We start from the raw sequence: 11244 nt of genomic DNA on the forward strand, positions 1-11244 counted from the left end.
TAGGCTGACCGCATGACTCGTTCCCTGGTGATCAAGGTCACCGCCGGTGCGGACTCCCCGGAGCGCTGCAACCAGGCCTTCACCGTCGCGGCGACGGCGGTAGCGAGCGGCGCGGACGTGTCGCTCTGGCTGACCGGCGAGGCCTCGTGGTTCGCGGTGCCCGGCCGGGCCGAGGAGTTCGCCCTCCCCCACGCCGCCCCGCTCCAGGACCTGCTCGCGGGTGTGCTCGCCGCCGGGGCCGTCACGGTCTGCACCCAGTGCGCGGCCCGCCGGGAGCTCACCCCGGAGGACCTGATCGAGGGCGTGCGCGTCGCGGGCGCGGCCACCTTCGTGGAGGAGACCCTCCGGGACGGCGCCCAGGCCCTCGTCTACTGACCCCGGACACGACGGTGCCCGCACCACCGGTCGGCGGCGCGGGCACGGGAGGTCGGGGTCCGGGCTACTTCTTGCCCTGGTTGGCCACGGCCTCGATGGCGGACCTGGCGGCCTCCGGGTCGAGGTAGGTGCCGCCCGGGTTGGTGGGCTGGAACCGGTCGTCCAGCTCGTACACCAGTGGGATGCCCGTGGGGATGTTCAGCCCCGCGATGTCGGCGTCGCTGATCCCGTCCAGGTGCTTGACCAGGGCGCGCAGCGAGTTGCCGTGCGCGGTGACCAGGACGGTCTTCCCCGCGGCCAGGTCCGGGACGATGTTGTCGTACCAGTACGGAAGGGCGCGGTCCAGGACGTCCTTCAGGCACTCGGTGCGCGGCAGCAGCTCCGGCGGGAGCAGCCCGTAACGCGCGTCCCCGGCCTGCGAGTAGGGGTCGTCGTCGGAGATGGGCGGCGGGGGCGTGTCGTAGGAGCGGCGCCAGACCATGAACTGGTCGTCGCCGTACTCCTCACGGGTCTGCGCCTTGTCCTTGCCCTGGAGGGCGCCGTAGTGGCGCTCGTTGAGGCGCCAGGAGCGCTCGACCGGCAGCCAGTGCAGGTCGGCGGTCTCCAGTGCGAGGTTCGCGGTGCGGATCGCGCGCTTGAGCAGAGAGGTGTGCAGGATGTCCGGGGTCACCCCGGCGGCCTTGAGGAGCTCGCCGCCGCGGCGGGCCTCCTCCTCGCCCTGCGCGGAGAGGTCCACGTCCACCCAGCCGGTGAACAGGCCCTTCGCGTTCCAGACACTCTCGCCGTGTCGAAGCAGTACCAGAGTTCCCATGGGGGCAAGCCTAGCGATCCCGTCCGGGTGGCCGCCCACGGCGGGGCCTACTGTTCGGTGACGGGTTCGGCCAGGTGCGCGAACGCGCTCAGGTTGCGGGTGTCGTGGCCGCGCGCGGTCCGCCACTTCCACTCCTTGCGGATCGCCGTGGCGAAGCCCAACTCCAGCGCGGTGTTGAAGTTCTCGTCGGAGTAGGTGAGCACACAGCCCAGCAACCGGTCCACCTCGGCGGGGGTCACCCCGCCCAGCGGCAGGCGCCCCCGGACGTACACGTCTCCGACGTCGTCCGAGACGAACGCCATCCCGTACATGTCCGAGCTGCGCCGGGTCAGCCACTGGTAGAACGCGGCGTGGTTCTCGTCGGGCTGGCGGCAGAAGAACGAGGTGAGGGTGAGGCTGTGCGGACCGGCCTCCAGCCACACCATGGTCCTGAGCTTGGCCGTACCGGGGATCGTCACCAGGAACGACCCCTCGCGGGGGCGCTCGACCTCCAGGCCGGCCTCCGTGACGGCCTCGGTGATCGCCCTGACGGCGCTCTCGTGCTCTGTTTCCGCTGCCACGTCCTCGCCTCTCGTCACGTCGCTCCCGCCCCGGTCAACGGGCCTCGGCCAGGCGGAGACCGCGCGGGTTGAGGGTGTCCTGGTACACGTCCAGGAGTTCGTCCACGGTCCGCGACCACCCCAGGGTGGCGGCGTGCCGTGGGCCCGCTCCGGCCAGCTTGGCACGCCAGGCCGGTTCGGTGATCATCCGGTGCAGCTCGGCGGCGTAGTGCCGGGGGTCGTGCCCGTCCACCAGGACCCCGGAGGCACCGTCGGCCACCGCCGTGGTCAGGCCGCCGACGCGGGCGGCCAGCACGGGGGTGCCGCAGGCCTGCGACTCCACGGCGACCAGACCGAAGGACTCGGAGTAGGAGGGGACCACGGTCACCGTCGCCGCCCGGTAGTAGTCGGCCAGGCGGGCGCGGTCCTGCGGCGGCTCGATCCGCACCACGTCGGCGACGCCCAGGGACCGCGCGAGGTCGGTGAGCAGGCGGGGCTCGTTCCGGCCGCCCCCGGACAGCCCGCCGACGATCCCGACGACCAGGCGGGAACGCAGGGAGGGGTCGCGTTCGAGCAGGTCGGCTGCGGCGCGGATGAGCACGTCCGGGGCCTTGAGCCGCTGGACGCGGCCCACGAACAGGAGGAGTTCGGCGTCACGGGGCAGCCCGATCCGTTCCAGCGCCTCCGTGCGCGAACCGGGGGTGAAGGTCTCCAGGTCGACCCCGGGCGGGATCGTGCTGATCTGCTCGTTCCGGGCGCCGTAGAAGCCGGTGAGCTGCCGCGCCTCGTCGTCGGTGTTGGCGATGAGCCGGTCGGCCTGGCGGACCAGCTGGTCCTCGCCCCGCACCCGTGCCTCCGGCTCGGGGGAGTCGCCCTCGGCCAGCGCGGCGTTCTTCACCCGGGCCATGGTGTGCATGGACTGCACCATGGGCACGCCCCACCGGCGGGCGGCCATCACCCCGGCCTTGCCGGAGAGCCAGTAGTGGCCGTGGACGAGGTCGTAGTGGCCCGGGTCGCCCTGGGCCTCGGCGCGCAGCATCCCGAAGACGAACGGGCACAGGTGGTCCGCGAGGGCGTTCTTGTCGAGGCGGCCGTAGGGCCCGGCGGGCACGTGCCGCACGTTCACGCCCGGCGCGAGCTCCACGACCGGGGGGAGATCGGCGCTGGTCGCGCGGGTGAACACGTCCACGGCCACGTCGCGTTCGGCCATCCGCCGGGCGACCTCGACCACGTACACGTTGAGGCCCCCCGCGTCACCGGTGCCGGGCTGGTCGAGCGGGGAGGTGTGCAGACTGACGGTCGCGATCCTTGAGGGAACCGCCGTCTTGCGTCCCAGCGGCAGGGGTCCGGACACCGGTGGTTCCTCCGAGTCGTGTAAGCAACGAGTGTGCGAGCCGTAGTCGTCAACAGCGACGAAGGTACACACTGTTCCCCACCGGACCGTCCGAGGGGGCCGGGGTTGACCCGGCCGTGGTCACGGTGTAGACGTCCACCCGGACACCAGGAAGTCCACTGCCTCGGGGAAGGTGTTGCGCCAGGTCTCCAGGTCGTGGCCGCCGCGGGGCCGGAGGGTGTCGACCGTCATACCGTGTTCGGCGAGGAGCGCCGAGAAGCGCGCGGCCTCCCCCTGGATGCTGCCCTCCTGGAGCGGTGTGTGGTCCGCGCGCCCCTCCACCAGCATGAACCGGAGGTCGCGCACCTCCTCCGAGCCCAGGAGGCGGTCGGGGGAGTGCGGTGCGGTGTCCTCCCCGAAGATCCCGTGCGGGTCGTCCACGCGGTAGTACCCCGCCCAGCCGACCACCTGCGAGTAGAGGTCGGGGTGGCGCAGGGCCAGGGCGGCCGCGCCGTAGCCGCCCATGGAGAAGCCGCCGATCGCCCGCAGCGACCGGGGACGCGGGTGTTCGCCCTCGACCGCGTCGACGGTGTCCCGCGTGACGAAGCTCTCCAGCGCGAAGCGGCCGTCGTGGGCGTCGCCCCACTCCGTGGTGGAGCCCCCGCTCTCCTGTCCGTACGGGGCCGCGACGACGAACTCGACCCCCGAGCGGCACATCTGCCGGTCCAGGCGGGCCCCCAGACCGGCGTCCATGAGGGTGTGGTGGGTGGAGGCGGACCCGTGCAGCAGATAGAGGACGGGGAGGTCGGTGCTGTCGGGCCCGGGAGGGCGCCGGATCCACACGGGCCGCCCCTCGTCTCCGGGCGTTCCGGGGTCGGGCAGGGTGACGACCTGGTCGCGGCCGGGTTCCTCGCAGACGGCGACCTGCCCCGGGTGGGGAATGGGTGCCGGGGCGGGGCCGGGGCCCGGGGGCAGCATCGCGTGGCCGTGGGTCAGCTCCGGCTCGGGCGCGGCCAGGTGGTGGCCGATCCTCTCGACCAGCTGTTCCGGTGGTGCGGTGGCCAGGGACGCGGCGAGCAGCACGACGGCGCAGGAGGAGACGAGCACTGCGGCGCGTCGGGGCATGGTGACGAACACGTCGGGGACCTCGGGGGTCGGGGGCAACCGGGAACCGCGCACGACGCGGCCGAGAACTGTGACCCACTGTAGTCGAATGTGTTCGCTGGGCATGGAATTTGCGGCGTACTGTCGGGCGCCGCCCCCGAACCCCCCTTCCGTCCCCTTCCCCCGGGTCCGTCTCCGGTGGGGTCAGACGGACACCGGGTGCCGCAGTCGCAGGGCCTCCGGGTAGGGGCGCAGGTAGGTCTGCTCGTTGGCCCAGGTCACGGCCTCGGCGGAGCAGTGGTGCCGGAGGAGTGCCACCGGCAGGCTGAGGGGGGCCTGCCCCTCCCGGTACTCCTCGATCCCGGCCAGCAGGTCGTGTCGGCGCGTGTCGTCCAACAGCGGGCTGACCATCCCCAGGACGTGCTGGAGCACGTTGGCGTGCTTGCCCCGGCTGCCCTTGACGGCCAGGGTCCGGTGGAAGGCCTCCGTGTAGGCGGCCGCGACCTCCTCGGGGTCGCCGGTGCCCGCCCGGGCCACGATCCGGCCGGTCTCCCGGTAGCCGTCCGGGGAGTGCGCCATCAGCTGGAGCTTGTGCCGGGTGTGGAACGCCACCAGGTCGCGCGGGCGCCACGCGTCCTCCAGCAGGGTCCGTAGACGGTGGTGCGCGAACACGCGCTCCACGAAGTGCTCGCGCAGGACGGGGTCGGACAGGCGGCCCTGCTCCTCCACGGGCAGGTGCGGCAGCAGCGCGGTGAGCCTGGCGGCGAAGGCCCCCCGGCCGGTCCCGCGCTGCCGGTCGCCGTGGTCGTCGAAGACCGGAAGGGCGTACAGGCCGCAGCTCGGTGACTTGTTCTTGAGGACGTAGCCGTCCAGGCGGCGCAGCTCCCGCAGGTGCCGGTCGGCCACCCGCGCGAGGTCGTCCGTGTGGTCGGCGCCGCCCCTGCTGGAGATCACCCGGGCCTCGCCGGGGTGCTCGTCCGCGCGCTCCTGGAGGCGCAGGGTGGGGCGCGGGACGCCGAGTCCGATCTCCGCCTCCGGGCAGACCGGCAGCCAGTCCACGTGCCGGTCCAGCTCGTCGGTGAGGAACCGGAAGCGCGAGTGCCCGCCGTTGTAGCGCACGGGCGCTCCGATGAGGCAGCTGGAGACGCCGACGACCGGTCGGGAAGGCGGGTTCATGGTGGGGCCCTACCCCCGCTGGCGTCGGGTAACCACCAAGGAACACACCCAGTAGTGTGATGGTCTCGCAAAGTGAAGGAGTCCTTGGTGGGCACCCCCGTCATCGTCCTGTTCACGCAGGACCTGCGCCCGCACGACCACCCCGCGCTCAGCGCCGCCCTGCGCGCCCCCGGCCCGGTCGTCCCCCTCTTCGTCCTCGAACCCGGGCTCCTGGCGCGCGCCGCCCGCAACCGCCGCGCCTACCTGGGAGAGGCGCTCGCGGACCTGCGTTCGGCCCTGCGGGAGAGAGGGGGCGACCTCCTCCTGCGCCGGGGCGACACCGCCACCGAGGTCGGGAGGCTGGCCCGGGAGACCGGGGCCCGCACCGTCCACCTCAGCGCGGGCGTGAGCCGGTTCGCGTCCCGGCGCCTGGACGCCCTGCACGCCACCGGGCTGGAGGTGTGCGCCCACCCCGGGCTGACCGTGGTCCCGCCCGGCGACGTGACCCCGGCCAGCGGTGACCACTACAAGGTGTTCACCCCCTACTGGCGGGCCTGGGAGGCGGAGCGGTGGCGCGAGGTGCTGCCCGCGCCCGAGCGCCTGGAACTGCCCGAGGGCCTCGAACCGGGCGACCCGCTCGACGCGGACGACTCCGCCGGTGCGGGCTCCCTCGCCCCGGAACGGCAGACCGGCGGCTGGACCCGGGCACGCGCGCGCCTGCGCTCCTGGACCGACGGGGGACTGGCCGACTACGGGGACCGGAACGACGACCTCCCCGGTGCCGCCACCTCCCGCCTCTCCGCCGACCTCAGGTTCGGCTGCCTCTCCCCGCTGGAGGTCGCCACCGCAGCGCGGGACCTGCCGGGCGGCGACGCGTACGTGCGCCAGCTCGCCTGGCGCGACTTCCACCACCAGGTGACGGCGGCCTTCCCGTGGATCAACACCCGCGACTACCGGGCGCGTGACCGCGAGTGGCGGCACGACCCGGACGCCCTGGCCGCCTGGAAGGAGGGCCGGACCGGCGTGCCGATCGTGGACGCGGGCATGCGGCAGCTGCTCCGGGAGGGCTTCATGCACAACCGCACCCGCATGATCACCGCCGCCTTCCTCACCAGGACGCTGCGGGTGCACTGGCGTGAGGGGGGCGCGCACTTCGACGCGCACCTCACCGACGGGGACGTCGCCAACGAGTACGGGAACTGGCAGTGGACGGCGGGGACCGGCAACGACACCCGGCCCAACCGGGCCTTCAACCCCTCGCGGCAGGCGCGGCGCTTCGACCCCGAGGGCGTCTACGTGCGCCGCTACGTCCCCGAGCTGGCCGAGCTGTCGGGGGCGCGGGCCCACCGGCCCTGGAACGAGGGGGACGGGGAGGGCGTCGAGGGCTACCCGGCCCCGATCGCGGACCCCGGCCGGTGACCGGACCCGTGTCCGGGACGGGGGAGCGCCCGGGGGCGGTCCCCCGGGCGGAACGGCTCAGCCGTTGTAGTGCCCGCAGTTGGGGCAGGTGCGCACCCCCGCGTTGAGGTACTCACCGCACCTCTCGCACTGACCGACGATGGGCTTGTCGTGCTTGGGGGACATGCGGGTGCCGGGATCGGGCAGCAGGGGAAGCCGGAGCACGGGATTCAAGGTCAACCTTCCGTTTCGGCCAGACCGTCGATGACGTCGTCCAGGACCAGGGAGCGGTCCCGGGCCGACATCAGGCGCAGTTCCCGGAGTGCGGGGAGGGTGTCCACGCCGTCGCCCCCGGCCCCCGTCACCGTGCACACGCGCATGCAGTGCTGGGTCGGGGGCCGCCAGAAGTCGCGTTCGTCGATGGGGGCGATGCGGTACACCGTGGCCGGGTACTGGGACGGGCGGCTCGGGGAGTGCCACTGTTGGACGCGGGACAGGACGAAACCCGTGATCAGGGAGTCGAAGACACCGCCCGACGCGAGGTCGGACAGGGCGTCCTCGTCGCCCTCGGCGCGGCAGGCGTCACATCCGGCGAGTTCCGCGCGCAACAGCCAGCGGGCACGCGCATGACTCACCTCTGGGTTCTTGAGCTTGCTCGGATGCCGGTGTCCCATGGAACGGAGCGTACGTCGGACGCCTGGGGCGCGGTGGACGGGGGTCCGTGCCCGGGGCCCGTCAGGTCTCGGACCCCTTCCGGGAAAACCGTCCCGAATTGACGTGGGGGTGTCACGAGGGGTGGTACCACCGGTCGTGAATTCGACACAAGGCTGCATGAGAAATGATGCCCAAGATATCCGGCCTGTGGAAATGTGGTTCCAGAATCGCCCGGTCGAACCTCAGTCCACCGCCCGGGTCATGTGTGCGCGGGCACGCGGACCAGGGACCACGCACTGGCCGCTGGTGACGGCGAAGAAGCGCTCCAGGCCGGGTACGCACACCGAGACCGTGCTCACTCCGTTGGCGGCCTCGTGGAGGATGCGCCCGTAGGGGCGGTGCCCGTGGGCGGTGAGCACGCGCACCAACTCGGCCAGGTGTCCGGCAGGGGACACGGGCGCTGTGGTGGCGGTGAAGGCGAGCACTCTCGCGGAGTCCAGGCGGGGAGTGAGATCGGCCCGGCCAGCGCGCAGGAGAGCGGGGTGGCGGGACAGCGCGGCGAGGTCGGGGGGCGGGTGCTCCTCGTGTTCGAAGATCGCGAGGATCTGCACGAACTCCTCCAGGGCACGACGGGCGGCGTGCGTGGCGCACAGGGAGGCGCCGTACCCGGCCATGTGGTGGCCCTGGCGGGCGGGAGCGTAGGCGTGGAACGCCGGTATGCCGAGGTCGGTGGTCATCTCCAACAGCCACACCGCGGTGCCGGAGCGGTCCTGGGCCCGGGTGTGAAGCTGACGCAGGTCCTCGGGCAGGCTCGTCGGGTCCACCACGCGCAGGGGCGCCGGGTGTGGGGCCAGGAAGGTGGAGGAGAGCAGCACCGAGAGGGCGTCACGTTCGACGGTCTCGGCCAGGGCGTGCACGAAGGCTTCGGTGGCGGTGGCGCCGATGGCGGTCCCGTTGTTGGTGCTGTAGCGCGCCACGGTCGAGTAGTCGAAGGCGTCGCCCAGGGCACGGCGCTGATGGGGGGTCGCGGCGAGGTAGGAGGGGGTGTGCAGGTACACCGGCACGTCCGTACCCGCGCCGGATCCGTCCAGCGCGGTGTGGGTGCGGCAGGCCAGGAGTGCGGGCGGGGCCAGGGTCAGGGGGCGTATCGCGGGGTCGGTGGCCAGCTCCTCGGACACGAGCTCCTGGGAGGAGCGCAGCACCAGTTGTTCGGCGGTGATGGCGTGGGCGTCGCTGTGGTGGTGTTCCAGGGCTTCGAAGAGCGCGCCCACGCGGGCTTGCTCGCTCCCGCCCTTGCCCGCTCCGACACCGGCCGGGGTGCCGTCGAAGCGGTGCAGGTGGCAGCGCCAGGCGCCGTCCAGGTCGTGCAGTCGGGCGCGCAGTCCGGCCTGGGTGAGGGTCTGCTCGGCGAGCTCGCGGGCCCGGTCCAGGGAGAAGGCGCGCTCTCCGGCCTGATGGGTGCGGTGTGCCGGGGTGGTCGTGGTCATCGAGCGGCCCGGTGGGGGCAGTGCCTTTCCGGTCGGGTCGGGCGCCGGGGTCCGGGGCGTTCCGTCGAAGGAAGGCGCCGCCCCGGACGCGGACCGGTGCTAGGCGTCGGTTTCCTGGGTCGACTGGGCCTGTTCGATCTGCTGGAGTTCCTGCTCCTCCAGGTCCGTCAGACGGTTGTGAGGGCCGCCGCCGACTGAGTCCCACGTTCGGATACCCATTGTTGCCATCCCTGTTCGTTCGGTCGCCATTCTGGCATCGAGGGGAATACCCCTGTCTCGCTGGGACACAAACACGGCCCGGTGGTATCGGGGGAATGTCATGTTTGTGTGAATGGGTGGCGAATATGGTGGCCACAGGCACAACCGTCGCGGTGCCGCGTGAAGCGGTTGCCGGTCGCTTCCCGCTTCCTGGAGCGGTCGCGCCGGTCGATCGGGGCGTCCCCGGTGCTGGTGCGTGACATGAAACCACTCCGGAGGGCGGTGAGCCTGGGCCGGGACGGTCGGACCGGTATGCGGCACGCGATCCCGACCAGGATCAAAGTACCTGCATCTAGGCAGGTCACGCGCTATATGGGGGGTACTGCCGAGTGTCGTACTACCGGTCGTAGACTTGTGACCATGAATCGGCTCGGCGAACTTGAACGCGCGGTGATGGATGTACTGTGGGCACGCAACGAACCAATGACGGTTCGTGAGGTCGGGAAGGCTCTCGCTGATCGGGACCTGGCCCACACGACCGTCATGACGGTGCTCGACCGACTGGCCAAGAAGAAGGTCGTCGACCGGGCACGCGAAGGTCGTGCGTGGCGGTACCGTCCAGCGGCCAGCCGTGAGAACTACGTGTCGGAGCTCATGTTCGACGCGCTCGGTCAGACGGTTGACCGCGACGCGGCCCTGGCCGCCTTCGTCCAGTCCATGGACGGCGGGGAGGCTGAAGCGCTTCGTCGCGCACTCGCGGAAATCGAGCAGCCAAGGAACTAGCCCCTATGGTCAGTGCCGCCCTCCTCACTCTCGTCGCGGTCAGCTGCCTCGTCGCCATGGAAGCACTCCACCGGGCGAAGTGGCCCTCCCGCGGTCCCTACACGGCGGTCATCGCCTGGCAGGCGCTCGGCCTGGCCTGGGGCGTGTCCACCATCGGCGCGCTGCTGGCCTACGGTCTGTCCTCCTACGAGCTCGGCGCCGCCGGCGGCCTGCTGGCCGCCGCCACCGACCTCCTCACCGGCCAGTTCATCATCTCCGAGTTCTCACAGGGGATCGAGGGGCTGAGCCACCTCGCCGCCGTCGTGCTCGCGACCGCGCTCACCCTCGTGCTCTTCTCCGGGCTCGTCGCCTCCTTCGTCCAGGTGGTCCGGGTCCGCAGACGCCACCACGACCTGCTCGAACTGGTGGCCAGCGAACACCCCGACGTCCCGGGCGCGCGCGTGGTCGACCACCCGGCGGCCGCCGCCTACTGCCTGCCCGGGGTGCTGCGCTCCCAGGTGGTGATCAGCGCCGGGGCCCTGGAGGTGCTCGACACCCGCGAGCTCGCCGCGGTGCTCGCCCACGAGCACGCCCACCTGCGCGAACGCCACGACCTCGTCCTGCTCCCGTTCTCCTCCCTCAAGCGGGCCTTCCCCCGCGTGCGCCTGGTGCGGACCTACTACGAGAGCGTCGCGCTGCTCATCGAGATGTGCGCCGACGACCAGGCCCGCCGCAGGAGCTCCTCCCGCGAGCTGGCCATGGCGCTGCTCCGCTTCGGCGCCGCCGGGCCCGCGCCCGTGCCCGCCGGTGCGATGGCCGCCGTGCACGCCGCCGAGCCCACCGTCATGCGCCGGGTCAACCGGCTCCTGCGCCCCGACGACGAGCTCCCGTACCACGCGGGCGCCGTGATCATGGGCGCCTCGGCCTTCCTGCTGGCCACCGTGACCTGTCTCTGGCACATCCCCATCTGACCGTCGCGCACGCCGCGCCGGGTGGTCCGGAGCACCCCGCGCGCACCCGGTCCGTGATCTGCCCCTCCCTCGGGCACGATCCTCGCGTCCGGTCCGTTTAACGTGGAGAGCGGGCGGAACCCCGTTCGGACGCGTGTGGCGACTGGAGTGAGTCTTGTTCTTCTGGATCTGGCAGCTGATCTACCTCGTGACCTTCGTGGCCAGCCTGTACGCGTTCATCGAGGCCCTGAGGACGCCCGAGCAGGCCTTCGTGGTGATGGACAAGCAGACCAAGAAGCTGTGGGTGATCCTCACCGGTGTGGCCTCCGGTGTCTCCCTGCTCGCCGTCCTGACCGGTACGGGCATGTTCGTCATCCTGGGCCTCGTCGCGACCCTCATCTTCCTGCTGGACGTCCGGCCCGCCGTGAAGGGCGTGGGCGGCAACCAGAACAACGGTCCCTACGGCCCCTGGTAACCC

The 11244-nt window shown here is 72.1% G+C and carries 13 protein-coding genes; 5 read left to right on the forward strand and 8 right to left on the reverse strand.

Translation table 11 applies throughout. The annotated features are described in order from the left end of the window. The first annotated feature begins 12 nt into the window (after positions 1-12). Positions 13-375 (forward strand): DsrE family protein, encoded by a 363-nt coding sequence (locus AC0VYM_RS02755; RefSeq protein ID WP_475458580.1) that lies wholly within the window; start codon positions 13-15, stop codon positions 373-375. 64 nt (positions 376-439) lie between these two features. Here AC0VYM_RS02755 and AC0VYM_RS02760 read toward each other — a convergent pair whose 3' ends face one another. The 5 genes from AC0VYM_RS02760 to AC0VYM_RS02780 all read right to left on the reverse strand — a co-directional run bounded on the left by AC0VYM_RS02760 (position 440) and on the right by AC0VYM_RS02780 (position 5338). Beyond that, positions 440-1186: a phosphoglyceromutase gene (locus tag AC0VYM_RS02760; RefSeq protein ID WP_475458582.1), complete on the reverse strand. Its 747-nt coding sequence runs from the start codon at positions 1184-1186 to the stop codon at positions 440-442. Positions 1187-1233: 47 nt separating this feature from the next. Continuing rightward, a complete protein-coding gene (locus tag AC0VYM_RS02765; RefSeq protein ID WP_475458584.1) occupies positions 1234-1746 on the reverse strand; it encodes a type III secretion system chaperone family protein in 513 nt (170 codons plus the stop codon). A 34-nt stretch (positions 1747-1780) separates the two neighbouring features. Beyond that, positions 1781-3079 carry a D-inositol-3-phosphate glycosyltransferase gene (gene mshA, locus AC0VYM_RS02770; RefSeq protein ID WP_475458587.1) on the reverse strand — a complete coding sequence of 433 codons (1299 nt, stop codon included), beginning with the start codon at positions 3077-3079 and terminating at the stop codon, positions 1781-1783. A gap of 120 nt (positions 3080-3199) precedes the next feature. Then, positions 3200-4195: an alpha/beta hydrolase gene (locus AC0VYM_RS02775; RefSeq protein ID WP_475462913.1), complete on the reverse strand. Its 996-nt coding sequence runs from the start codon at positions 4193-4195 to the stop codon at positions 3200-3202. Positions 4196-4366: 171 nt separating this feature from the next. Continuing rightward, the gene (locus AC0VYM_RS02780) at positions 4367-5338 is read right to left on the reverse strand and encodes a YbgA family protein (protein WP_475458589.1); all 972 of its coding nucleotides are present in this window, start codon (positions 5336-5338) and stop codon (positions 4367-4369) included. 87 nt (positions 5339-5425) lie between these two features. Here AC0VYM_RS02780 and AC0VYM_RS02785 point away from each other — a divergent pair, with 87 nt between their 5' ends. Next, entirely contained in the window at positions 5426-6736 is a 1311-nt protein-coding gene (locus AC0VYM_RS02785) for a cryptochrome/photolyase family protein (RefSeq protein WP_475458591.1), read from the forward strand. A gap of 57 nt (positions 6737-6793) precedes the next feature. Here the strand turns inward: AC0VYM_RS02785 and AC0VYM_RS02790 are convergent, their stop codons facing one another. The 3 genes from AC0VYM_RS02790 to AC0VYM_RS02800 form a co-directional block, all read right to left on the reverse strand. Then, on the reverse strand, positions 6794-6949 hold the full coding sequence (locus AC0VYM_RS02790; protein ID WP_352387987.1) for a hypothetical protein: 156 nt from the start codon (positions 6947-6949) through the stop codon (positions 6794-6796). A 2-nt stretch (positions 6950-6951) separates the two neighbouring features. Beyond that, positions 6952-7389 carry a hypothetical protein gene (locus AC0VYM_RS02795; protein WP_352387985.1) on the reverse strand — a complete coding sequence of 146 codons (438 nt, stop codon included), beginning with the start codon at positions 7387-7389 and terminating at the stop codon, positions 6952-6954. A gap of 222 nt (positions 7390-7611) precedes the next feature. Next, entirely contained in the window at positions 7612-8856 is a 1245-nt protein-coding gene (locus AC0VYM_RS02800) for a YcaO-like family protein (protein ID WP_475458595.1), read from the reverse strand. Between the two features lie 618 nt (positions 8857-9474). Between AC0VYM_RS02800 and AC0VYM_RS02805 the strand changes: the two genes are divergently transcribed. From AC0VYM_RS02805 to AC0VYM_RS02815, 3 genes are all read left to right on the forward strand, one after another. Beyond that, positions 9475-9837, forward strand: a complete 363-nt coding sequence (locus tag AC0VYM_RS02805) for a BlaI/MecI/CopY family transcriptional regulator (RefSeq protein WP_352387983.1) — start codon at positions 9475-9477, stop codon at positions 9835-9837. A gap of 5 nt (positions 9838-9842) precedes the next feature. Further along, positions 9843-10787: a M56 family metallopeptidase gene (locus tag AC0VYM_RS02810; RefSeq protein WP_475458598.1), complete on the forward strand. Its 945-nt coding sequence runs from the start codon at positions 9843-9845 to the stop codon at positions 10785-10787. Positions 10788-10941: 154 nt separating this feature from the next. Further along, positions 10942-11241 carry a DUF2516 family protein gene (locus AC0VYM_RS02815; protein ID WP_017544166.1) on the forward strand — a complete coding sequence of 100 codons (300 nt, stop codon included), beginning with the start codon at positions 10942-10944 and terminating at the stop codon, positions 11239-11241. The last annotated feature ends 3 nt before the right edge of the window (positions 11242-11244 follow it).

This window comes from Nocardiopsis sp. iso_237 (genome assembly GCF_056173345.1).